General features: G+C 36.6%; 26 protein-coding genes and 1 rRNA gene. 26 read left to right on the forward strand and 1 reads right to left on the reverse strand.

Annotated features, from left to right (window positions below):
• The 12 genes from rrf to rsmI form a co-directional block, all read left to right on the forward strand.
• Positions 1 to 73: ribosomal RNA gene (rrf, locus tag HCH28_RS25565) — 5S ribosomal RNA — on the forward strand; the annotation flags it as partial.
• Positions 74 to 178: 105 nt separating this feature from the next.
• Positions 179 to 616, forward strand: a complete 438-nt coding sequence (locus HCH28_RS23785; RefSeq protein ID WP_221683388.1) for an SRPBCC domain-containing protein — start codon at positions 179 to 181, stop codon at positions 614 to 616.
• Positions 617 to 891: 275 nt separating this feature from the next.
• Positions 892 to 2,316 (forward strand): aminotransferase class I/II-fold pyridoxal phosphate-dependent enzyme, encoded by a 1,425-nt coding sequence (locus HCH28_RS23790; protein WP_255601758.1) that lies wholly within the window; start codon positions 892 to 894, stop codon positions 2,314 to 2,316.
• Positions 2,317 to 2,333: 17 nt separating this feature from the next.
• Positions 2,334 to 2,963 carry a dTMP kinase gene (gene tmk / locus HCH28_RS23795; RefSeq protein WP_221683390.1) on the forward strand — a complete coding sequence of 210 codons (630 nt, stop codon included), beginning with the start codon at positions 2,334 to 2,336 and terminating at the stop codon, positions 2,961 to 2,963.
• Positions 2,964 to 3,274: 311 nt separating this feature from the next.
• Positions 3,275 to 3,604 carry a cyclic-di-AMP receptor gene (locus HCH28_RS23800; protein WP_004229230.1) on the forward strand — a complete coding sequence of 110 codons (330 nt, stop codon included), beginning with the start codon at positions 3,275 to 3,277 and terminating at the stop codon, positions 3,602 to 3,604.
• Between the two features lie 108 nt (positions 3,605 to 3,712).
• A complete protein-coding gene (locus tag HCH28_RS23805; RefSeq protein ID WP_004229228.1) occupies positions 3,713 to 4,153 on the forward strand; it encodes a YaaR family protein in 441 nt (146 codons plus the stop codon).
• 148 nt (positions 4,154 to 4,301) lie between these two features.
• A complete protein-coding gene (holB, locus tag HCH28_RS23810) occupies positions 4,302 to 5,306 on the forward strand; it encodes a DNA polymerase III subunit delta' (protein WP_221683391.1) in 1,005 nt (334 codons plus the stop codon).
• Entirely contained in the window at positions 5,299 to 6,114 is an 816-nt protein-coding gene (locus tag HCH28_RS23815) for a PSP1 domain-containing protein (protein ID WP_048395431.1), read from the forward strand. The genes holB and HCH28_RS23815 overlap by 8 nt, the downstream gene beginning before the upstream one ends.
• Positions 6,115 to 6,141: 27 nt before the next feature.
• The gene (gene yabA / locus HCH28_RS23820) at positions 6,142 to 6,498 is read left to right on the forward strand and encodes a DNA replication initiation control protein YabA (RefSeq protein WP_004229222.1); all 357 of its coding nucleotides are present in this window, start codon (positions 6,142 to 6,144) and stop codon (positions 6,496 to 6,498) included.
• Between the two features lie 63 nt (positions 6,499 to 6,561).
• A complete protein-coding gene (locus HCH28_RS23825; protein ID WP_221683392.1) occupies positions 6,562 to 7,311 on the forward strand; it encodes a tRNA1(Val) (adenine(37)-N6)-methyltransferase in 750 nt (249 codons plus the stop codon).
• Positions 7,295 to 7,558: a GIY-YIG nuclease family protein gene (locus tag HCH28_RS23830; RefSeq protein ID WP_004229219.1), complete on the forward strand. Its 264-nt coding sequence runs from the start codon at positions 7,295 to 7,297 to the stop codon at positions 7,556 to 7,558. Before HCH28_RS23825 ends, HCH28_RS23830 begins: the two co-directional genes overlap by 17 nt.
• On the forward strand, positions 7,555 to 8,430 hold the full coding sequence (rsmI, locus tag HCH28_RS23835) for a 16S rRNA (cytidine(1402)-2'-O)-methyltransferase (protein WP_221683393.1): 876 nt from the start codon (positions 7,555 to 7,557) through the stop codon (positions 8,428 to 8,430). The genes HCH28_RS23830 and rsmI overlap by 4 nt, the downstream gene beginning before the upstream one ends.
• 234 nt (positions 8,431 to 8,664) lie before the next feature.
• Here rsmI and HCH28_RS23840 read toward each other — a convergent pair whose 3' ends face one another.
• The gene (locus HCH28_RS23840; protein WP_004229214.1) at positions 8,665 to 8,943 is read right to left on the reverse strand and encodes a transition state genes transcriptional regulator AbrB; all 279 of its coding nucleotides are present in this window, start codon (positions 8,941 to 8,943) and stop codon (positions 8,665 to 8,667) included.
• A gap of 334 nt (positions 8,944 to 9,277) precedes the next feature.
• Between HCH28_RS23840 and metG the strand changes: the two genes are divergently transcribed.
• From metG to HCH28_RS23910, 14 genes are all read left to right on the forward strand, one after another.
• The gene (gene metG / locus HCH28_RS23845; RefSeq protein ID WP_237497404.1) at positions 9,278 to 11,269 is read left to right on the forward strand and encodes a methionine--tRNA ligase; all 1,992 of its coding nucleotides are present in this window, start codon (positions 9,278 to 9,280) and stop codon (positions 11,267 to 11,269) included.
• 253 nt (positions 11,270 to 11,522) lie between these two features.
• Entirely contained in the window at positions 11,523 to 12,293 is a 771-nt protein-coding gene (locus tag HCH28_RS23850) for a TatD family hydrolase (protein ID WP_048395439.1), read from the forward strand.
• A 135-nt stretch (positions 12,294 to 12,428) separates the two neighbouring features.
• Positions 12,429 to 13,640 carry a resuscitation-promoting factor gene (locus tag HCH28_RS23855; RefSeq protein ID WP_009374180.1) on the forward strand — a complete coding sequence of 404 codons (1,212 nt, stop codon included), beginning with the start codon at positions 12,429 to 12,431 and terminating at the stop codon, positions 13,638 to 13,640.
• Between the two features lie 220 nt (positions 13,641 to 13,860).
• Positions 13,861 to 14,427, forward strand: a complete 567-nt coding sequence (gene rnmV / locus HCH28_RS23860; protein ID WP_004229206.1) for a ribonuclease M5 — start codon at positions 13,861 to 13,863, stop codon at positions 14,425 to 14,427.
• Positions 14,420 to 15,301 carry a 16S rRNA (adenine(1518)-N(6)/adenine(1519)-N(6))-dimethyltransferase RsmA gene (gene rsmA, locus HCH28_RS23865; protein WP_004229203.1) on the forward strand — a complete coding sequence of 294 codons (882 nt, stop codon included), beginning with the start codon at positions 14,420 to 14,422 and terminating at the stop codon, positions 15,299 to 15,301. Before rnmV ends, rsmA begins: the two co-directional genes overlap by 8 nt.
• 157 nt (positions 15,302 to 15,458) lie before the next feature.
• The gene (gene veg / locus HCH28_RS23870; RefSeq protein ID WP_004229199.1) at positions 15,459 to 15,719 is read left to right on the forward strand and encodes a biofilm formation stimulator Veg; all 261 of its coding nucleotides are present in this window, start codon (positions 15,459 to 15,461) and stop codon (positions 15,717 to 15,719) included.
• 113 nt (positions 15,720 to 15,832) lie between these two features.
• Positions 15,833 to 16,012 (forward strand): small, acid-soluble spore protein, alpha/beta type, encoded by a 180-nt coding sequence (locus HCH28_RS23875; RefSeq protein WP_004229193.1) that lies wholly within the window; start codon positions 15,833 to 15,835, stop codon positions 16,010 to 16,012.
• A gap of 220 nt (positions 16,013 to 16,232) precedes the next feature.
• Positions 16,233 to 17,099 (forward strand): 4-(cytidine 5'-diphospho)-2-C-methyl-D-erythritol kinase, encoded by an 867-nt coding sequence (gene ispE, locus HCH28_RS23880; protein ID WP_221683394.1) that lies wholly within the window; start codon positions 16,233 to 16,235, stop codon positions 17,097 to 17,099.
• A gap of 56 nt (positions 17,100 to 17,155) precedes the next feature.
• Positions 17,156 to 17,989 (forward strand): pur operon repressor, encoded by an 834-nt coding sequence (purR, locus tag HCH28_RS23885; RefSeq protein WP_004229190.1) that lies wholly within the window; start codon positions 17,156 to 17,158, stop codon positions 17,987 to 17,989.
• The gene (locus tag HCH28_RS23890; RefSeq protein WP_004229189.1) at positions 17,986 to 18,360 is read left to right on the forward strand and encodes a RidA family protein; all 375 of its coding nucleotides are present in this window, start codon (positions 17,986 to 17,988) and stop codon (positions 18,358 to 18,360) included. Before purR ends, HCH28_RS23890 begins: the two co-directional genes overlap by 4 nt.
• Before the next feature lie 220 nt (positions 18,361 to 18,580).
• Positions 18,581 to 18,883, forward strand: a complete 303-nt coding sequence (spoVG, locus tag HCH28_RS23895) for a septation regulator SpoVG (protein WP_004229187.1) — start codon at positions 18,581 to 18,583, stop codon at positions 18,881 to 18,883.
• 261 nt (positions 18,884 to 19,144) lie between these two features.
• Complete coding sequence (glmU, locus tag HCH28_RS23900) at positions 19,145 to 20,515, forward strand: bifunctional UDP-N-acetylglucosamine diphosphorylase/glucosamine-1-phosphate N-acetyltransferase GlmU (protein WP_221683395.1); 1,371 nt, start codon at positions 19,145 to 19,147, stop codon at positions 20,513 to 20,515.
• Between the two features lie 24 nt (positions 20,516 to 20,539).
• Entirely contained in the window at positions 20,540 to 21,499 is a 960-nt protein-coding gene (locus tag HCH28_RS23905; protein WP_004229183.1) for a ribose-phosphate diphosphokinase, read from the forward strand.
• Between the two features lie 253 nt (positions 21,500 to 21,752).
• Positions 21,753 to 22,349 (forward strand): 50S ribosomal protein L25/general stress protein Ctc, encoded by a 597-nt coding sequence (locus HCH28_RS23910; protein ID WP_221683396.1) that lies wholly within the window; start codon positions 21,753 to 21,755, stop codon positions 22,347 to 22,349.
• Positions 22,350 to 22,447 lie beyond the last annotated feature (98 nt).

Raw genomic sequence — 22,447 nt, forward strand, 5'->3', positions numbered from 1 at the left:
ACACGGAAGTTAAGCTCTTTAGCGCCGATGGTAGTTGGGGGCTTCCCCCTGTGAGAGTAGGACGTCGCTAGGCAAATAAGTAACCACTGAGAACTCAGTGGTTTTTTTGTTTATATAGAAACCTATAAAATGTTAAAGTTTAATAGAGCGATAAAAATAAACAAAGGGGTGCAATAGAGTGGCAACAGGACAATGCAGTAAGGAAATCAATATACAAAAAGAAAAATTAGAGAATTTTATTCAAAATAGAGAACAATGGGCTGTTTTAATACCAGGTTATTTACATCACGAATTAATAAATGAAGTCGATATGATCTGGGTCTTCCAAGGAGACTTTGGCATAATTCAGAAAGCTGTTAAAGTAAAACTTAAAGTAAAAAAATCTGATGCTCATCAAATACAGTTTGATTTAGAGGGTTTATCTGATCCGATAATTGGTAATGGTTCTTTTGAAATAATACAAAATCAAAATGAATCACCACAACTGATTGGTAATTTAACAATGAAAGCTGGTGGATTTTTAGCAGGAATGATGAATCCTGTATTAGATAATTTTGTACCTCGACTGATAGAGCAATTAGTGGAAGCAATGGCCATTCAAGCATTACAAGACTAGTGATATGAAAATAAGTGGTGAACCGATTATTACAGATAACAGCAATAATCGGTTTTATTTTAATAAGCAACTCTTACTGCTGCAAAAAAGACGGTTTAGGTATAGATGACTCTATTTTTGGATGAAGCGTCAACGATAATGACATCAAGCTGTGATTAATTTTGATGAAAAGGTTGTTTACTAAATAAAGTGGATTACCTGTGAAAGGATAGCTTTTTTCTCTCCTTATAATTTCGTATAATTAAACGAGAATCTAACGAAAATGGGTGTTTGTTTTGCAAAAGAAAAAACCAATTATAGAAGGGTTAGAACGTTTTCGACAGCAACAAAATATTTCTTTTCATGTCCCAGGTCATAAGCATGGCGAACTGTCCCATCTTCCTCAAGCATTTAAGGATGTAATGCGTTATGATGTAACTGAATTATCGGGATTAGATGATCTACATTACCCTGAGGAAATGATATTAGAAGCCGAAAATTTATTGGCAGATACATATGGAGCAACGAAGAGCTTCTTTTTAGTAGGAGGGTCTACTGTTGGCAATTTAGCAATGATTTATGCTACTTGTAACAAAGGTGATACCATTATTGTTCAGCGTAATGCACATAAATCAATTTTCCATGCTATTGAACTTGTTGGGGCTAAGCCAATTTTTGTGTCGCCGCTATGGGATGAACGGACAATGTCGGCGACACATGTAACTTATAGAGATTTAAAAGAAGCCGTAGAAAATTATTCAGAGGCGAAAGCAGTAGTTTTAACATATCCTACTTATTATGGGATGACTTCGAATGAAATACAGCAACAAATTGCTTATTGTCATGAGAAGGGAATACCTGTATTGGTGGATGAAGCACATGGCGCTCATTTTAATGCATGTACGCTATTTCAGCCATCTGCATTGACACTTGGAGCAGACGTTGTTGTTCAATCAGCCCATAAGACTCTACCTGCTATGACGATGGCTTCTTTTATGCATGTTAAGTCGCAATTGATAGAGGCTGACAAAATACATCACTACTTACGCATGTTACAATCTAGTAGTCCATCTTACTTATTATTAGCATCATTAGATGATGCTCGCTATTATGTACAGACATATATGGAGAGTGATGGGGCATATATAATAGAAAAAAAGAATCAATGGGTAGATGCATTACGAGCAATTGGATCATTAGAAGTAATTGAAGTAGATGATCCACTTAAAGTATTGTTACGTGTTAATGGTTATAGTGGCTTTCAATTACAGGAGGCATTAGAGGCAAAGCATGTGTATGGGGAACTGGCAGATGCCAATCAGGTTTTATTTGTGTTACCTTTGCTGAAGCAAGGACATACCTACCCATTTGCTGAAATCAGGGTTCGTATAAAAGAGGCTATATCAACGCTATTAAACACAGCTAAAACAGATAGCATAACGGCTTCTCAAACAGCCTATCATTTTGTACCGATTACTGAGCCTCTATATACCTTTAATGAGGTTGCATCATTAAAGAAAGAATGGTTACCATATATGCGTACAATGGGGCGAATTTCAGCAAATATGATCATTCCTTATCCACCTGGGATACCATTATTAGTACCAGGAGAAAGAATAACAGTAGCTAAGTTAAGTCAATTGGAAGAGCTACTAGCAGCAGGTGCAACATTCCAGGGGAATCATCGTTTAGCAGAAAAAATGATTCAGGTTATTAAATAGTTGGAGGCAATCACAGCATGAATAGCAATTTATTTATTACATTTGAAGGACCAGAGGGAGCAGGAAAAACAACGGTCATTCAAATGATAGCAAAGCGATTAAAAGAAAAAAATATTGAAGTTCTAGCAACAAGAGAACCAGGTGGAATTGAGATTGCAGAAAAAATAAGAACGATTATTTTGAATCCTGCACATACTGCTATGGATGAACGAACAGAGGCATTGTTATATGCTGCAGCAAGAAGCCAGCATTATTTTGAAAAAGTACGTCCTGCATTAGATGCAGGGAAGTTAGTGATATGTGACCGTTTTATCGATTCCTCTTTAGCCTATCAAGGATATGCAAGAGGTATAGGTGTCAATGAGGTGCTTTCTATTAATGAATTTGCTATTGGGAAGAAATTACCTGACGTGACCATACTATTTGATCTTGCTCCAGAGGTTGGCTTAGCGCGTATTCATGCAACTGGCAATCGGGAAGTAAACCGCTTAGACGTTGAAAGCTTGCCGTTTCATCAGAAGGTACGTGAAGGATATTTACAATTAGTAGAGCAGTATCCAGAGCGAATACGTGTAGTCAACGCAGATCAAGATATTGAAAGTGTTGTGGAAGATGTATGGTTATTATTATTGGAAGCAATGCAGTAAATGCATGAAGTTGTCTACAACAATGTGATATAATGATACTATCCATTAATTTATCTTCACTAAGAGGGCATCATTTGTGGAAGTACCTATTAGGTCTGACACACCTTTGTGTAGATACATTATGTGTTTAGGGAACCTTGTAGATGTCTCTTTTAAAACTTTCTTATAGAGTTTTTATGTCAACATGCTGATGTTCCTCTAGTTCAACAGTAGTTTAAACTTCCGATGAACTAAGATAATTATTTATAAGTTAAGGCTTAAGAATAGAATTGAAATCTATCTAGTGAATTTTATAAAAGGGGTGAGTGCGAATGAAGTTAGTCGTAGCTGTAGTGCAAGATCAGGATAGCAGCCGCTTATCAAATGCTTTAACGAAAAATCAGTTTCGCGCAACTAAATTAGCGAGCACAGGAGGATTTTTACGTTCAGGAAATACGACATTTCTTATAGGAACTGAAGACTCTCTCATACCCAAACTTTTAGATATTATTCGGGATAATTGTCGGGCAAGAGAGCAAATGGTTGCACCCGTTTCTCCGTTAGGAGGAAATGCTGATTCCTATATACCTTACCCTGTGGAGGTAGAGGTGGGAGGAGCTACCGTATTTGTTTTACCGATTGAACAATTCCATCATTTTTAAAAAGTAGCCTCCGAAGCTAAATCATTAATTATTTGTTACTATTAAACATTTTATTTAAAAACGATTATGCCTAGGAGAAATAGATAAAACTGTGGGGGCGAAACTAGCTTGAAGATTAATCAAGATATACGTGTCGGGTTAAATACAAATCGCAAAGAGCCACTACAAAATAATAATCAAAATAACCGATTTGGAGATATGGTCGTCAAGCAAGGTAATAAGCTGCAAACAGAACAACTCACGCGTTTGTTAGGGGATATATCTACTGCAGGGGACCGAGTAGCTAGATCACGTAATTTACGAGAACTTGCTAGGTTTAAAATGCTTGTTAAACGATTTCTACAAGAGACAGTAGAACATGGTATGGAGTTAAAACAATCACATACTTGGAATCGTTTTGGTGAAGGAAGACGTCTGAAAATCATTGAAACCATTGATACACGTCTTGTCGAACTTGCACAGGATCTTTTAGACGAAGAAAAGGAAGCAATAGATCTTCTTGATAAAATCGGTGAAATTAAAGGCTTACTAATTAATTTATATATGTAAAACCCGTGTCTCGTTCTCATTTAGGCGCGGGCTTTTTTCAAATGTTGATGTGGCTACTCGTCATTAAAGTAAACAACTGCAATATTTCTTTACAAGAGTGCAAGAAAGTATCACTTTTTGTTGTAGAGACAGGAAGGAATTTAAATGTATGGCCAAGAATGTTGAAGAGCTACTCACACTGCAGCCAGTCGTAATGAAGCAGCTTCAAACAATATTTGACAAGAATAGATTAGCACATGCATATATTTTTGATGGCGAAAAAGGTACAGGCAAGGCAGATATTATGCACTTTTTTGTCAAATTAATGTTATGCGAGAAACCAAATGGAAATGTTCCATGTGAAACATGTCGAAATTGCAAACGTGTAGATTCGGGAAATCATCCAAATATTCATCAAATTTATCCAGATGGTCAATTCATAAAAATTGATCAGATGCGAGAGCTCATCGGAGAAATGAAAATGGTGGGTGTAGAAGAAGGACGTAAGATTTATGTGCTTCATCATGCAGACCGTCTTAATACAGCCTCTGCAAATATGATACTTAAATTTTTAGAGGAGCCAGAAGGAGAAGTAACTGCCATATTACTAACAGAGCAAATGCAGTCAATACTTCCAACTATCCGTTCTCGTTGTCAACATATCAAATTTCAAAAAATGCCACGTCATGTTTTGTTGAAGCATTTACAGGAAAATAATATTTCTCATTCAATGGCCTCAACAGTAAGCATGATGACAAACGAGGTAGAAACAGCGATATTTTTAGCAAATGATGAGCAGTTTGCACTCGCTCGAAAAACAGTGTTAAAATTAGTAGAGGCCATTCGGCAAAATGTACACGAAGCATTGCTTATTGTGCATGAAGAGTGGTTGCCTCACTTTAAAGAAAAAAGCGAGATGGAGCAAGCATTGGATTTACTACTATTTGCTTACCGTGATATAGTGTCAATAAAAGCTAATCCCGAGGCAGCTTGTACTTATCCAGACATGTTACCACTATTTAAAGAAGTTGCGCTATATTCCACTTATGAGAGATTATCAAATCAGATGGAATCTATTTTACAAGCTCGCGCCTCTTTACAGCGTAACATGAATAGGACGTTATTGATGGAGCAGTTAATGCTAAATCTGCAGGAGGGATATACATTTGTATAATGTAGTAGGAGTCCGCTTTAAAAAGGCGGGTAAAATATATTATTTTGATCCGGCATCATTTCTACTAGAAGATAGTCAATATGTTATTGTAGAGACAGCCCGCGGTGTAGAGTATGGAAAAGTAGTTGTCCCTCAAAAGGTAGTGGGTGATAATGATGTTGTATTACCACTAAAACAAGTACTTAGACCAGCAGATGATCGTGATCGTATACAAGTAGAGGAAAATGCAGCGGAATCAAAGCGTGCATTTGAGCTCGCTAGTACGAAAATTATAGAGCATAATTTAGAAATGAAACTTGTAGATGTTGAATATACATTTGATCGTAATAAAATTATTTTTTACTTTACAGCTGAAGGACGAGTTGATTTTAGGGATCTAGTAAAAGATTTAGCCTCGGTTTTTAGAACACGTATTGAACTTCGTCAAATCGGTGTGCGTGATGAAGCCAAGCTTTTAGGTGGTATCGGTCCATGTGGTAGAATGCTTTGCTGCTCCACATTTTTGGGTGATTTTGAGCCTGTTTCTATTAAAATGGCTAAAGATCAAAACTTATCATTAAATCCTTCAAAAATATCTGGCCTTTGTGGACGTTTAATGTGTTGCTTAAAGTATGAAAATGATGAATATGAAGAAGCAAAAGAGGGCATGCCAGATGTTGGTGAGATAACAATGACACCAGATGGCCGTGGGAAAGTAGTAGGGCTAAATGTGCTGGAAAGACTTATTCAAGTATATTTACATGAGCAGGAACGCACAGTTGAGTATACACTAGAAGAACTGCTAGCATGCGAAAAAAATCTTATTTAAGATAGAGAATTTAACGAGGTGGCTTGGGTGAAGGACCGTAATTTCTTAGATACCGTTATGGAGTTCGAACAACAGCTCGAAGCAATGCAGGAGCAATTTGGTGCATTGAAACAATTTGTAGCGTTAATGATGGAAGAGCATAAGGCGCTTGAAACAGAAAATCATCACCTACGTACACGTCTAGAAGAACTACTTTCTAATACAAACTCCGTACAAGCTGCTGAAGTAAAGAAAGAGAGTCCGCTAGATATTGGTGAGGGATATGATAACTTAGCTCGCCTCTACCAAGAGGGCTTCCATGTTTGCCATGTTCATTTTGGAAGTTCACGTAAGGGTGAGGATTGTCTGTTTTGTCTATCATTTTTAAATAAACAAAATGTGTAATAAAAGGCTGATTCCCGCTACGGTGGTGTCAGTCTTTTGTTTTGTAGAGTAGGAGGAGTAAGCATGGAAAAATGGCTAAAAGGTGACGAGCGGTTAGATTATTTGTTGGCTGAGAATTTACGTATTATTCAAAGTCCCTCTGTCTTTTCGTTCTCATTAGATGCAGTACTGCTTTCGAAGTTTGTCAGTATTCCTTATCATAAAGGAAAAATGGTTGATTTATGTTCAGGAAATGGTGTGATACCACTTTTTTTAAGTGCACGTACGAAGGGACAGATAACGGGAGTAGAAATTCAGCCACGTTTATTTGAGATGGCAGAGAGAAGTATCCGTTACAATCAGCTAGAACAGCAAATTCAAATGATTCTTGGAGATGTTAAAGAAATACCGAAACAACTTGGCATTGAAAAGTATGATGTGGTTACCTGTAATCCACCCTATTTTTTAGCACATGAAGCAAGTGATAAAAACCTTAGTGAGCATCATGCCATTGCACGCCATGAATTGTATTTAACATTGGAAGAAGCAATTCAATCAGCAAGTAAATTATTAAAGCAAGGGGGCAAGGCCGCATTTGTCCACCGACCAGGGCGATTATTAGATATTGTGACAGCTATGCGAGCAAATCGCTTAGAGCCTAAACGGATGCAGCTCATTTATCCGAAGGAAGGGAAAGAGGCGAATACATTATTAATAGAAGGAATAAAAGATGGAAAGCCTGATTTAAAAATTCTGCCGCCGTTGTATGTTTATGATGCTAATAATGAATACACGGCAGAAGTGAGAGAAATTCTTTATGGAAAAGAGCAATAATCACTACTTTTATGTGTTAGAGTGTGCTGATCAAACTCTTTATGCAGGGTATACAAATAATATAGAAAAACGTGTTGCTGTACATAACGCTGGTAAAGGAGCAAAATATACAAGAGCTAGAGGTCCAGTGAAATGTATTTATAAAGAAATATTTGAGACAAAGCAAGAAGCAATGCGTGCTGAATACGCCTTTAAGCAATTAACAAGAACACAGAAAATTAATTATATAAGGAGGGGCGAATCGTGAAATCACAAAAAAGTACAATACACGAACAGACAGGTTGTTTATATCTGGTAGGAACACCTATTGGTAATTTAGAAGATATGAGTGTGCGTGCACTTCGCATTTTAAAAGAAGCCGATATTATCGCGGCAGAAGATACTAGAAACACCAAAAAGCTGTGTAACTACTTTGAGATTGAAACACCGCTAATCAGCTACCACGAACATAATTTAGCCGTAGGTGGAGAAAAATTGTTAACATTACTACAGGAAGGAAAAACAATTGCATTAGTAAGTGATGCAGGTTTACCTTGTATTTCTGATCCAGGTGCAGATATAGTTGAAAAAGCAATTGCTCAAAACTTTTCTGTTGTACCAGTGCCAGGGCCTAATGCAGCGATTTCAGCATTAATTGCATCTGGGTTATCGCCACAGCCATTTTTCTTTTATGGATTTTTGAATCGCGGAAAAAAGGAACGTCGCCAGCAATTAGAACAATTAAAAAAACGCCAAGAAACGATTTTACTATATGAGGCACCACATCGCTTAAAGGATACATTAAAAGATATGGAAGCTATACTGGGGGAACGTCGTATTGTTTTAGCTCGAGAGCTGACAAAGAAGTTTGAAGAGTTTTTAAGAGGTACTTTGTCTGAAGCTATAGAATGGTCACAAACAGAGGAAATACGAGGAGAGTTTTGTATTGTTCTTGAAGGTAATAGCTGTGTAGAAGAGGAAGATCATGAAGAAGCCTATTGGCAAAACATGTCCATTGTTGAACATGTTGATTTCATTATCAATCAATCGAATGTATCTTCAAAAGAAGCCATTAAAGAAGTAGCTAAGTTAAGGCAAGTGTCAAAGCGAGATGTTTATAATGAATATCATAGTGATTAATAGTAAAGAGTTACCTTAATAGGGTAGCTCTTTATTTTTATTTAGTTAATGACTTCGAAACTTAAAAGTTGAAAAGTAATAATTTTGAGACACAATTTTAAATTGATAATAATTGTAAATAATAGTAACCTAAAATAGAAAGGTCTGACATGGACATTATAAGGGATTAAGAAATTGGTTATATTAATAAACAGAAACACCTAAATCACTGTTTTGATTTAGGTGAGTAACTAATTATTTTTTTAAGTTAGATTGAATTTCTTTAACTAACATTTCAGCGCCTTCTGGACTTAAAATTAATTTGCCTCCAACTAGACGGAAGTTATCATCTGAAACTTCACCAGTAACAGCACATGTCATATTAGGCATATATTTTTTTAAGATGATTTTATCATCATCCACATAGATTTCTAAAGCGTCCTTTTCAGCAATACCTAGCGTACGGCGTAACTCGATAGGAATTACTACACGACCTAACTCATCGACTTTACGAACAATCCCTGTTGATTTCATAATAGATTTCCTCCTAATTTATAAAAGTTATATTGGTATTTCGTCAAATTTCGACATTATTTCTTTGTCTGATAGTTATCATACCAAGTAATGCCATAAACGTCAATTAATTAATGCACTAATATTATGGTTTTTAAAAAAATTTTTTGAGAAGAATGCTGGTATTTTAATTTTTTTAAAAGGTTTTTAATAAATATTTTTGTTAATAGTAAAAAAGGTTCTTATTTAAGTCATTTAATGGATTAAATATATTATTCGACAATTTTCGCGTTTAATAAACTTTCATTGAAACGAATTTCGTACTTCGTTAGAATAGAAAGTATATTGTAAAACAATGGAGGCAGTTCTAGTGAGTGAACAACAAAAAACATTCTATATAACAACACCCATTTACTATCCAAGTGGGAAATTTCATATTGGTACGGCATATACAACAGTAGCATCTGATACTATTGCACGCTATAAACGTTTAAAAGGTTATGATGTACGCTTTTTAACAGGAATGGACGAACATGGCCAAAAAATTCAAGAAAAAGCAGCAGAAGCGGGTAAACATCCTCAAGATTATGTAAATGAAATTGCAGATGCTGCGAAAAAACTTTGGGGGTTAATGGATATTTCTTATGATGACTTTATTCAAACAACCCAGGATCGACATACGAAAGCTGTCGAAAAGATTTTCCAAAAGTTTTTAGATAATGGTGATATTTATAAAGGTGAGTATGAAGGCTGGTACTGTACACCGTGTGAATCATTCTTTACTGAGACTCAACTAGTTGACGGGAACTGTCCTGATTGCGGTCGTCCGGTGCATAAGGTTAAAGAAGAATCGTACTTCTTTAATATGAAGAAATATGCAGATCGTTTATTAGCTTATTATGAAGAGAACCTTGAATTTATTGAGCCAGAATCACGAAAAAATGAAATGATTAACAACTTCATTAAACCAGGACTAGAGGATTTATCGGTATCAAGAACATCCTTCGACTGGGGAATTAAAGTACCAGGAGATCCAAAGCATGTTATTTATGTGTGGGTTGACGCATTAACGAATTATATTACAGCCTTAGGATATCTATCAGAAGATGAATCATTATTCAATAAATATTGGCCAGCAGATGTACATGTAGTTGGGAAGGATATTGTTCGTTTCCATACGATTTATTGGCCAATTTTCTTAATGGCACTAGATTTGCCATTACCGAAAAAGGTATTTGCTCACGGTTTTATTATGATGAAAGACGGTAAAATGTCTAAATCAAAAGGTAATGTAATTTATCCTGAAATGTTAATCGAGCGTTATGGTCTAGATGCGACACGTTATTTCCTATTACGAGAATTACCATTTGGCTCTGATGGGGTATTTTCACCAGAATCATTTATTGAACGTACAAACTTTGATCTGGCTAATGATTTAGGGAACTTATTAAATCGTACAATTTCAATGATTAATAAATATTTTGATGGTATTATTCCGACAGAAAATCTTCAACCGACAGAATTTGATGCAGCTTTAAAAGAGCAAGCTGAGTCGGTACGTATTAAATATGAAGAAAGTATGGAAAAAATGCAATTTAGTGTTGTTCTTGCAGACTTATGGACGCTTGTTTCCCGCACAAATAAGTATATAGATGAGACACAACCATGGGTGTTAGCAAAAGAGGAGTCAGACAAGCCAAAATTAGGTGCAGTTATGCGAAATTTGGCAGAAAGCTTACATCAAATCGCTGTCATGTTGCAACCATTTATGACAACAACTCCGAAACGTATGATCGATCAGTTAGGATTAGATGACAAATTCTTAGCATGGGATACAATTGAAACATTCGGCAATACTATTCCAGCAAACATTAAAGTGGTAGAAAAAGGGATACCGATTTTCCCACGCTTAGAAAATGAGGTTGAGATTACTTATATTCGTGAGGAAATGCGTGGCTCTGTGAAAACACCACAGGATGAAGAAATTAAAAAGGTAGCAAAAACTGAAGAAAATCCAGAAATTCCTGAAATTACTATCGATGATTTTATGAAAGTTGACTTGCGAGTAGCTACTGTGACTGCATGTGAAACTGTTCCGAAAGCAGATAAATTATTAAAGCTTCAAGTTGATCTAGGATATGAGCAACGTCAAGTAGTTTCAGGTATTGCGAAATTCTATACACCAGATGATTTAATAGGTCAAAAAGTAATTGTCGTAGCAAATTTAAAACCAGTGAAATTACGTGGTGAAATATCACAAGGAATGATTTTAGCTGGTGAGAAAGATGGAATTTTAAAATTAGCATCAGTTGATCCTAAACTCGAAAATGGTGCAAAAGTAAAGTAATGAACTTAAGGAAGGCCTGCTGAATATGAATTATTCAGCAGGCTTTTCAAATCTGTTAGAGAAAATGGGATTAAATTATTTTGAAATAATTTATGGTGCGTGAAAAATATACTTTTATGGGTTTAAAGAACTACTTTAGGTAATGTCGATTAAGTGGAATGTCACAATGTCGAATAGTTTGTAATGAAATTGTAATGACCACGAAAAATATGAAATAATAAATTTTAATAAAATCAATGTTAGGAGAATGAAGATGTTTATAGATACACACGTACATTTAAACGCAGATCAGTATGAGGAAGATCTTCAAGAAGTGATTGATAGAGCTCTTGAAGCTAAAGTGGAAAGAATGGTAGTTATTGGTTTCGACCGTAAAACCATTGAGAGAACAATGCAATTAATAGAGCAATATGATTTTGTTTACGGTGTCATTGGCTGGCATCCAGTAGACGCTATTGATTGTACTCAACAAGATTTAGAGTGGATTGAGCAATTAGCTTCACATCCAAAAATAGTTGGCATTGGTGAAACGGGATTGGACTACTATTGGGATAAGTCTCCAAAAGACGTTCAACAGGAACTTTTTCGCAAGCAAATTCAATTAGCTCAAAAGATCAATTTACCAATCGTTATTCATAATAGGGATGCAACAGGTGATGTTGTACAAATTTTACGTGAAGAAAATGCTGCATCCGTAGGGGGTGTTATGCACTGCTTTAGTGGAAGTGTAGAAACAGCGCGTGAATGTATAGCTATGAATTTTATGATTAGTCTTGGGGGACCAGTGACATTTAAAAATGCACGTCTACCAAAGGAAGTAGCGACAGAAATAGCTCTTGAGCACTTGATGATTGAAACAGACGCTCCTTATTTAGCTCCACATCCACATCGAGGTAAACGCAATGAACCCGCTTTCGTGCCTTTAGTTGCTGAGGAAATCGCACGTTTGAAAGGGTTGACAATTGAGGAAATTGCACAAGCAACTACAGCCAATGCGAAAAATTTTTTTGGGATTGACAATTAACTAGCTTAGATGCCTCCAATACAGGGTTTGTGGTTGGCAAAAAACAAGAAGTCAATTTTCAGAGAAATACTTTCGGGTTGACAGTGCCAAAACTAGTCCGTATAATCCAACCTTGTATTAAGGAGGCGTTTTTTCATGTCAAATAATTCCATGAAAAACTTGTTCTTAGGATCATTGAGGAGTAAGCAAACAGTGATAAGAATTATTTCACTTGTCCTGTTTGTGTCTGTAATCTCTTTCGTGCTTTATCAGGGTACGAAAAAATCCGTTAAGCTTGAAGCAAATGGAGAAACAATCGAAGTATCAACACATGCCAAAACTGTAGAACAATTATTACAAAATCAAAATATAGATATAGCAGAGCATGACAAAATTTCACCCTCTCTGAACACCAAAATTGTTAATGGATTAGCAATTACATGGGAACAGGCAAAAGAAGTAACTATTTCAGTTGATGGAAATCAGTCAAAAGTTTGGACAACTGAAACACTTGTGAAGGACATTTTGAAGGAAGCAAATATTAAAGTATCTGAACATGACTCTTTAGCGCAAGGTCTAGATACTGAACTAGGAGCAGAAAACAAAATCGATATTCAAAAAGCGTTTCAAGTAGCGCTTGTCGATGGCGTAAATAAAAGACAAGTATGGTCCACTTCGACTACGGTCGCTAACTTTTTAAAACAACAAGGAATTCAGCTAAATGAATTCGATCGTGTCGAAAATAACCTGGAGAACGTTATTACTCCGGAGAGTAAAATCACAGTAGTTCGCGTAGAAAAGGTTATCGATGTAGTGGAAGACTCTTTAGATTTCGCAGTTGAAAAGAAGCAGGATGCTTCATTGCAAAAGGGGAAACAAAAAGTAGTAGCAACGGGCGAGAAGGGTTCGGTTTCTCGTACGTATGAAGTTGTCAAAGAAAATGGTAAGGTTGTGGCAAAAAACCTGCAATCTGAGAAAGTATTAAAAGAGCCGAAGAAACAAGTGGTTGCAGTAGGCACAAAAACAATCGTTGCAAGTGCAGCAACTGTGTCACGTGGTTCTGCAGAGCCTGCTAACGGTAAAGAATTTTATGTAACGGCAACAGCATATACACCATATTGCAACGGTTGTACTGGTACATCAGCAACTGGTATAAACCTACGTTCAAATTCTGGCTTGAAGGTGATAGCAGTTGACCCTTCTGTTATTAAGCTAGGATCAAAGGTTTGGGTAGAAGGCTATGGAACTGCTATAGCTGGGGATACTGGTGGGTCAATTAAGGGTAATAAGATTGACATACTTGTACAAACAGATGCTCAAGCACGTAACTGGGGACGTAAGAAAGTGCGCGTTAAAGTATTAAATTAAAAAAATTGTAAAATTAATCAAAATGTTTTTCACAAATGGAGCTTTCCTGTTTTGACTGGCGGGAAGGCTTCTTTATTATTTTTTAGCAAATGATGCTGTAAGGTATGTAGAGAGTAAGTTGAATAAGATAAGCTCATCTGGACCTTGTATTCCTGTACAAATCGTATAGAGCAGTTGTAAAATGGTCAGAAGATAAGGTAGATAGAAAAGAGGAGCCTTTTTGCAAATTAAAGAAATTATTGTTGTTGAAGGAAAAGATGATACGACAGCTATTAAACGTGCTGTACAAGCAGATACTATAGAAACAAATGGATCTGCAATTTCTGAAGAAACGTTAAAGCGAATACAGCACGCCCAAGAAAAACGTGGAGTTATTGTATTTACTGATCCAGACTATCCAGGACGTCGAATACGGGCCATTATCGAGGAGCGTGTAAAAGGGGTGAAGCATGCCTTTTTACCAAAAGCGAAAACGATTGCTAAAAACGGTAAAGGGTTAGGGATTGAGCATGCTGCTGATGAGGATATACGTGAGGCATTACAACATGTCTATACCCCTATACATGAGGTGCTAAACAAAGAGGTAATTACACTGGAAGATTTAATGACTGCTCGTTTAATTGGACATCCACAAGCAAAGCAGCGTCGTGATAGACTAGGGGAAATCTTAAATATAGGTGCTACAAACGGTAAACAACTTCATAAAAGATTGAAAATGTTTCAGATTACAGAGGAGCAATTTGGTGCGGCTATCGCACAGTTAGATCAGGAGGAAAATGATGCATAAGGATATTGCGACACCAATTCGAACACAAGAAATTTTAAAAAAGTATGGGTTTTCATTTAAAAAAAGTTTAGGTCAAAACTTCTTAATTGACCCGAACATTTTGAGAAATATAGTGAGTCACGCCAATTTAACTGAGAATAGTGGCGCAATTGAAGTTGGTCCTGGGATTGGGGCATTAACTGAGCATTTGGCGAGAAGCGCTAAAAAGGTAGTTTCCTTTGAAATTGACCAACGTTTATTACCTGTACTAGAAGATACGCTTAGTCCATATAATAACGTGTCTATTATTCATTCTGACATACTTAAGGCAGATGTGGAGAAAGTAATTGCAGATGAGATGCCAGGTATTGATGATATTATGGTTGTAGCAAATTTACCGTATTATGTAACGACTCCAATTTTACTGAAATTACTCAATGACAGATTACCGATCCGTGGTTTTGTTGTGATGATGCAGAAAGAGGTAGCAGACCGTATAACGGCTAAGCCAGGGACGAAAGAATATGGTTCATTATCAATTGCAATACAATATTACGTGAAAGCAGATATTGCGATGACAGTGCCAAAAACAGTTTTCATGCCTCAACCTAACGTCGACTCTGCAGTAATTCGCCTTATCAAGCATGAGGAACCACCGGTAAAAGTAATAGATGAGGATTTTTTATTTGTTGTAACGCGTGCCTCATTCGTTCAGCGAAGAAAAACAATCTATAATAACCTGCAATCTGGTTTACCAAATGGAAAGGCACAAAAGGATCACATTTTACAGGCATTAGAGCTAGCGAATATTGAGCCAACTCGCCGTGGAGAAACACTTTCAATTCAAGAGTTTGGGAAATTAGCCGATGCACTGCATCCTGTTTTTGCAAAGTAAAAATTTTTGTTAACAATTTTTCGGATATGTAAAAAAATATATATTTTTTTATAAAAAATAAGTTGACAAGATTTATAAGAGGCTGATAAAATATTATATTTTGTTGACATTTTTGGGCCATTAGCTTATACTTGTTATTAGTGAGGTGTAAGCGAAAATGCCAAAAACTTTAGCGGACATTAAAAAGTCGTTGGATTGTCATTTGGGTAAACGTTTGCAATTAAAAGCAAACGGTGGTCGCAAGAAAACGGTTGAGTGTGCAGGGATACTACGTGAGACATATCGCGCCATCTTTGTAGTAGAGCTCGATCAAGAAGACAATACGTGCAAGCGCGTATCGTATAGCTACACAGATATTTTAACTGAAGCAGTAGAGATTACATTTTTAGACGAAGCAAAGGCTGCTGTCGCAAAATAGTTTCTAGTACTTATTTCTATATTTTAGAAACACTCATGTATATTTAAAATACATGAGTGTTTTGCGTTTTCACGGGCATACTAAATTCGTCAGTTGTTAAAGGAGGAGTTTATATGCCTAGAAAAGGTATCATGTCACCTCGTTTAAAAGAAGAGATCGCAAAAGAACTTGGATTTTATGATGTTGTGCAAAAGGAAGGCTGGGGCGGCATAAAAGCTCGTGATGCTGGTAATATGGTCAAACGTGCCATAGAAATGGCTGAACGGGCAAGTAGTGAGCAAGAGCGTAAGTAGGCTGTTTTTGCTAAAATAGTCATCTTATAAAGTTTCATTCAGCAGGGATGAAAATCCTTACTGACACAACAAATACAACTGACGAGAGAGAGCCGTTACTCCGAATAGGGTAAACGGTTCTTTTTTTCCATTTTCGTATTCTCAATATGGTAAAATAAAATGAATAATCTTGCGCGAAAAAAAGAACTGTTTATACGTGTAGCTATAAGGAGGAAGAAATATGCTTTATGTAAAGGCGCCTGCAAAAATCAATTTAACATTAGATGTACTTTTTAAAAGACCCGATAATTTTCACGAAGTGGAGATGGTTATGACAACAGTCGATTTAGCTGATCGTATCAGTCTTGAATCTCGAGAAGATGGTGTTATTCAAATCACTTCAACAGATAATTTTGTACCAAATGACCATCGTAATTTTGCTTATCAGGCAGCGCGTCTCATTAAAGATACATATGGCATTAGACAAGGTGTATCCATTACGATTGAAAAGGAAATACCCATAGCAGCAGGACTCGCAGGAGGTAGTAGTGATGCAGCTGCAACATTAAAAGGGCTAAATGAACTGTGGGATTTAGGTTTATCAATAGATGAATTAGCGGAGCTTGGTGCTAAAATTGGTTCGGATGTTTCGTTTTGTGTTTACGGAGGCACGGCACTCGCTACAGGGCGAGGCGAAAAAATAAAAGAATTACCAGCTCCACCTAATTGTTGGGTTGTACTAGCTAAGCCTAAAATTGGTGTGTCGACAGCAGAAGTTTATGGGGGTCTTAAGGTTGAAGGACTGCAACACCCCAATACACAGCAGATGATACAAGCTATAGAGACAAAAGATTATGAGCTATTATGTTCATCATTAGGAAATGTTTTGGAAACTGTAACATTTAAGCTACACCCAGAAGTTGTGATGTTAAAGGAACAAATGAAGCGCTTTGGGGCAGATGCTACGTTAATGAGTGGAAGCGGTCCAACTGTATTTGGGCTTGTGGATAGTGAAGCTCGTGTAAGTCGCATTTATAATGGTTTACGTGGTTTTTGTGAGGAAGTTTATGCAGTACGAATTTTAGGTGAGCGAAATACGCTTGCTTAGAAACGCAAATTTGTGTTAATTTTACCTATAAATATTCGTGTTTAGGAGAGGGTCGCATGAAATGGAAGCGTAGTGAACGACTAGTTGATATGACGTACTACTTACTAGAACATCCACATCAGCTGATCCCGCTAACTTATTTTTCAGAACTATATCAATCTGCTAAGTCATCCATTAGTGAAGATTTAACGATTGTAAAAGAAACTTTCGAAGAAAAAGGAATCGGGTTATTGATGACAGTGCCGGGTGCTGCAGGAGGAGTAAAGTATATTCCGAAAATGTCCGAGGCTGAAGTACGTTTAGTGATTCAAGATTTAAAAGCAGAGTTAGAACATTCAGATCGATTGTTACCAGGTGGATATTTATTTATGACAGACCTGCTTGGAAATCCAGATTTAATTAATCGTGTAGGGAAGGTCTTTGCTTCTGCCTTTGCAGATCAACAAATCGATGTCATAATGACAGTAGCAACTAAAGGGATATCCATCGCCCATGCCATCGCAAGACATTTAAATGTACCAGTGGTAGTTGTGAGAAGAGATAGTAAAGTAACGGAAGGTTCTACAGTAAGCATTAACTATGTATCTGGTTCTTCCAGAAGAATTCAGACAATGGTATTATCAAAAAGAAGCATGAAGAGTGGACAACGTGTATTAATTACGGACGACTTTATGAAGGTCGGCGGTACAATGAATGGCATGAAAAACCTCTTAGAGGAGTTTGACTGTCAGCTAGCAGGCATTGCAGTGCTTGTGGAGGCTGAGCATGCGGACGAAACATTAGTAGATGATTATTATTCACTTGTAAAGCTTCATGAAGTTAATGAAAAAGATCGAACAATTGCATTAAGTGAAGGTAACTATTTTTCTAAAAGGGGACATGACAAATGAAAGTAGTAGCAACAACAAATGCACCAGCAGCAATCGGACCATATTCACAAGGTATTATTGTTAACGGAATGTTTTATAGCTCTGGTCAAATTCCATTAACAGCTACAGGTGATTTAGTGGAAGGCGATATAACTGTACAAACAAATCAAGTATTTGCTAATTTAAAAGCGGTTTTAGCGGAAGCTGGAACTTCTTTAGATAATGTTGTGAAAACAACGGTCTTTATGAAAGATATGAATGACTTTGTAGCGATGAATGAAGTTTATGCAAATCATTTCGGTGATCATAAACCAGCTCGTTCAGCTGTAGAGGTAGCCCGTCTTCCGAAAGATGTAAAAGTAGAAATCGAAGTAATCGCAATCGTAAAATAATTAAAACTTGTTAAGCTCACTAAAAAGATCCTTTATTCTTTTTAGTGGGTTTTTTTACGCTGACAAACAATTGTCAAAAATTACGTATATAAGAAAAAATATTATTCTAATAAGTATTCAAATTTTTTAGAAAATTTGATAGACTATGAAAAGGAAAATATTCGGTAATTGAGAATATGATATTTTCATTTAGGCATCCAAGAAGAGAGGTGGTGAGAAAATGGAAGTTACTGATGTGAGATTACGTCGGGTACAGACGGATGGTCGCATGCGTGCGATTGCTTCCATTACACTTGATAATGAGTTTGTTGTTCACGATATTCGTGTCATTGATGGAAATACTGGTTTATTTGTAGCTATGCCTAGTAAACGAACACCAGATGGGGAGTTTAGAGATATTGCTCATCCAATTAATTCTGATACTCGAAATAAAATTCAGGAGATCATTTTAAACGAGTATCATAACTCTAGTGAAGTAGAGGAAGCTGGTAAAGAGGAAGAATTAGAGGGAATCGGTGTGTAATAAATAGTAAATAACTTACTTTTTAAGGATATGTTACAAACTGATGGTAAAAAAGATAGGAAGAACTCTTCTAGTTGGAAGGGTTCTTTTTATTTTGATAAAAAGATAATATGAGCAATTTCAGGATATACTTCATGACATTCGAGCATAAGGTGCATTGGATTTAGGAATTCATGTTTTTGTCAACTCTACATGCCTTGAAAATAGATGAATTTTGCTATATAGTCATAAGAGAAAATGAGCGTATTGGAGGACTTACTGATGAGCAATGTTTTTGCTGTCATTTTGGCTGCAGGTCAAGGTACACGTATGAAGTCCAAATTATATAAAGTGCTCCATCCAGTATGTGGGAAACCAATGGTACAGCATGTGGTGGATCATATTCAGACGTTAGATGTGAATCGCATTGTAACGGTTGTCGGACATGGTGCTGAAAAAGTGCAACAACAGCTTGGTGAAAAAAGTGAGTATGTGCTGCAGGCTGAACAACTAGGTACAGCGCACGCTGTGCAACAAGCAGAGGCCATTTTAGGTAATGAAGAAGGTACAACGTTAGTTGTATGTGGAGATACACCACTAATTCGTCCTGAAACGATGCAAGCTCTATTCGAACATCATCATGCAAAGAATGCTAAAGCAACTATTTTAACTGCAATTGCTGAAAACCCAACTGGCTATGGCCGTATATTACGTGGCAATAACGGACAGGTGGAGCAAATTGTTGAACAAAAAGATGCTTCAGCAGAGCAGCAATTAGTAAAAGAAATAAACACAGGCACATATTGCTTTGATAACAAATTATTATTTGAAACATTGAAACTTGTGAAAAATGATAATGCGCAAGGTGAATATTATTTACCAGATGTCATTGAAATTTTACAAAAGCAAGGTGATATTGTTGAAGCATATGTCACTGATGATTTTGAAGAAACACTAGGTGTTAACGATCGTGTGGCTTTGTCACAAGCCGAGACATTAATGCGTACAAGAATCAACGAGAAACATATGCGGAATGGTGTAACAATTATCCATCCTGAAACAACGCATATTAGTGCAGATGCAGTTATTGGGCGTGATACGGTGATTCAACCTGGCTCAATGATTGAAGGTGCTACTGTGATCGGTGAAGATTGCATTATCGGTCCAAATACTCAAATCATAGATAGCCGCGTTGGTGATCGTACAACTATACATTCTTCAGTTGTCCGTGAAAGCGCTATTGCAGAGGATACTGCTATTGGGCCATTTGCTCATATTCGACCACTTTCAGACATCGGTAGTCATGTGAAAATTGGTAACTTTGTAGAAGTGAAGAAAAGCAAGCTAGATAATGGCTCGAAAGTTTCACATTTAAGCTATATTGGCGATGCCGAGATCGGTAGTAACGTCAATATTGGTTGTGGTTCCATTACAGTAAATTATGATGGAAAAAACAAGTTCAAAACGATTATTGAAGATGATGTATTTGTAGGATGTAATACTAACTTAGTAGCGCCAGTGAAAGTTGGAAAAGGTTCATTTATTGCAGCAGGTTCTACAATTACAAAAGAAGTTCCTGAAGATGCACTTGCCATAGCTCGTGCAAGACAAGAAAACAAACCGAATTATGTAAGCAAATTAAATTCAAAATAATTATCAACTAAACAGGAGGCCATCATGCCGTATCATTATGCAAACTCACAATTAAAAATATTTTCACTTAATTCTAATAATCCATTAGCTCAAGAAATTGCGCAGGAAATGGGCGTAGAATTAGGTAAATCTTCTGTTAAGCACTTCAGTGATGGAGAGATTCAAATTAGCATTGAAGAAAGTATTCGAGGTTGTGATGTGTTTATCGTGCAGTCTACTTCTGCACCTGTAAACGAACATTTAATGGAGCTTTTAATTATGGTAGATGCAGTTAAACGTGCATCTGCTCGTACAGTAAACGTTGTAATGCCTTATTATGGTTATGCACGCCAAGACCGTAAAGCAAAAGCGCGCGAGCCAATTACAGCTAAATTAGTGGCAAACCTACTTGAAACTGCTGGTGCAACACGTGTTATCGTATTAGATTTACACGCACCTCAAATCCAAGGTTTCTTCGATATCCTAATCGACCACTTAATGGCAGTACCATTACTATCTGATTACTTCAAATCTAAAGGTATTCCAGGAGATGAGATCGTTATTGTTTCACCAGATCATGGTGGGGTAACACGTGCTCGTAAAATGGCTGAACGATTAAAAGCACCGATTGCAATTATTGACAAACGTCGTCCGAAACCAAACGTTGCGGAAGTGATGAACATTGTTGGTAATGTTGATGGTAAAGTGGCAATCTTGATTGATGATATTATTGATACAGCAGGTACAATTACGATTGGGGCAGATGCGTTACGTGCTGCTGGTGCAAAAGAAGTTTACGCTTGCTGTTCACATCCTGTATTATCTGGTCCAGCAATTGAACGTATTGAAAACTCTGCTATTAAAGAATTAGTAGTGACAAATACAATTCAGCTATCAGACGAGAAAAAATCTCCAAAAATTACAGAGCTTTCTGTAGCTAAATTAATGGCGGATGCTATCTCTCGCGTTTATGAAAATAAATCTGTAAGTACTCTATTTGATTAATAAATATTGTAAGTATAAGACCAATCTACTCTTTGAGTAGATTGGTCTTTTCAATATAAATTAGGCACTATTTTATCAAGGCGAAGAAATAGATGAGTGTTTTATGTGTGAGCCTTCTCACAAAGGGGTATAATAATAATGTGTCTTAATAATATTTACTCTACCTTAAACAAATAGAGCTAAATATTATCATAGCCTACAACGAATTATTGTTGAGGCGTAAATAATTTTCTTGGAAGGGGAATAAAGAAGTATGAGTACAGTATTAAGTGTTACAAAGCGCGAAACTGGGCATCGTTCAACATTAACCCAACTTAGAAAAGGGGGAGCCATTCCTGCAGTTATTTACGGCTACAAAGTAGATTCAACCCCAATTTCTATTGCTGCAAAAGATTTTAAAAAGTCCATTCAAAAAAATGGGCAAAATAGTGTGTTTTCGCTAGAGTTAGAGGGGAAAAAGGTGAATGCTGTTGTGTCAGAGATTCAGCAATGTTCATTGAAAGATGAAGTAAATCATATTGACTTTTTAGCCATTAATATGGCGGAAGAGCTAGAAGCTGATGTCCCGATTAAATTACTTGGACAGTCAGTTGGCGTGAGTGAGGGCGGTATTCTAATGCAGCCTAACTTAGAATTAAAAGTAAAAGTAAAGCCAACAGAGTTACCTGAATCAATTGATGTGGACATTTCATCGTTGAAAATTGGGGAATCCCTAACAGTAGCAGATATTCGCGATGCTACACCTGTTGAAATTATTAGTGAAGATGATTATATGTTAGTAACAATTGTGGCACCTGTTTCTGTAGAGGAAGAGGCTACAGAAAGTGAAGAAGGGCAAGAGACAGTATAAAAGTAATTGACGCTTAAGGCTAATAAGAAGGCTATAGCTTTCTTGTTAGCCTTATTTTTTTATGCCTTTTAATAATTGTACAAAATGCTTTCTAGGTG

Origin of the sequence: Lysinibacillus sp. K60 (assembly GCF_019731275.1) — a bacterium.
Classification (GTDB): Bacteria; Bacillota; Bacilli; order Bacillales_A; family Planococcaceae; genus Lysinibacillus; species Lysinibacillus capsici.

Excerpts from the sequence above, each read along its gene's own strand:
- HCH28_RS23855 (WP_009374180.1), top strand. The coding sequence starts at position 12,429 with ATGTCAAATAATTCCATGAAAAACTTGTTCTTAGGATCATTGAGGAGT.
- tmk (WP_221683390.1), top strand. The coding sequence starts at position 2,334 with ATGAATAGCAATTTATTTATTACATTTGAAGGACCAGAGGGAGCAGGA.
- HCH28_RS23850 (WP_048395439.1), top strand. The coding sequence starts at position 11,523 with ATGTTTATAGATACACACGTACATTTAAACGCAGATCAGTATGAGGAA.
- HCH28_RS23890 (WP_004229189.1), top strand. The coding sequence starts at position 17,986 with ATGAAAGTAGTAGCAACAACAAATGCACCAGCAGCAATCGGACCATAT.
- HCH28_RS23905 (WP_004229183.1), top strand. The coding sequence starts at position 20,540 with ATGCCGTATCATTATGCAAACTCACAATTAAAAATATTTTCACTTAAT.
- rsmA (WP_004229203.1), top strand. The coding sequence starts at position 14,420 with ATGCATAAGGATATTGCGACACCAATTCGAACACAAGAAATTTTAAAA.
- glmU (WP_221683395.1), top strand. The coding sequence starts at position 19,145 with ATGAGCAATGTTTTTGCTGTCATTTTGGCTGCAGGTCAAGGTACACGT.
- ispE (WP_221683394.1), top strand. The coding sequence starts at position 16,233 with ATGCTTTATGTAAAGGCGCCTGCAAAAATCAATTTAACATTAGATGTA.
- purR (WP_004229190.1), top strand. The coding sequence starts at position 17,156 with ATGAAATGGAAGCGTAGTGAACGACTAGTTGATATGACGTACTACTTA.
- metG (WP_237497404.1), top strand. The coding sequence starts at position 9,278 with ATGGAGGCAGTTCTAGTGAGTGAACAACAAAAAACATTCTATATAACA.
- HCH28_RS23840 (WP_004229214.1), bottom strand. The coding sequence starts at position 8,943 with ATGAAATCAACAGGGATTGTTCGTAAAGTCGATGAGTTAGGTCGTGTA.
- HCH28_RS23800 (WP_004229230.1), top strand. The coding sequence starts at position 3,275 with ATGAAGTTAGTCGTAGCTGTAGTGCAAGATCAGGATAGCAGCCGCTTA.
- HCH28_RS23825 (WP_221683392.1), top strand. The coding sequence starts at position 6,562 with ATGGAAAAATGGCTAAAAGGTGACGAGCGGTTAGATTATTTGTTGGCT.
- holB (WP_221683391.1), top strand. The coding sequence starts at position 4,302 with ATGGCCAAGAATGTTGAAGAGCTACTCACACTGCAGCCAGTCGTAATG.
- HCH28_RS23875 (WP_004229193.1), top strand. The coding sequence starts at position 15,833 with ATGCCTAGAAAAGGTATCATGTCACCTCGTTTAAAAGAAGAGATCGCA.
- HCH28_RS23910 (WP_221683396.1), top strand. The coding sequence starts at position 21,753 with ATGAGTACAGTATTAAGTGTTACAAAGCGCGAAACTGGGCATCGTTCA.
- HCH28_RS23830 (WP_004229219.1), top strand. The coding sequence starts at position 7,295 with ATGGAAAAGAGCAATAATCACTACTTTTATGTGTTAGAGTGTGCTGAT.
- veg (WP_004229199.1), top strand. The coding sequence starts at position 15,459 with ATGCCAAAAACTTTAGCGGACATTAAAAAGTCGTTGGATTGTCATTTG.
- spoVG (WP_004229187.1), top strand. The coding sequence starts at position 18,581 with ATGGAAGTTACTGATGTGAGATTACGTCGGGTACAGACGGATGGTCGC.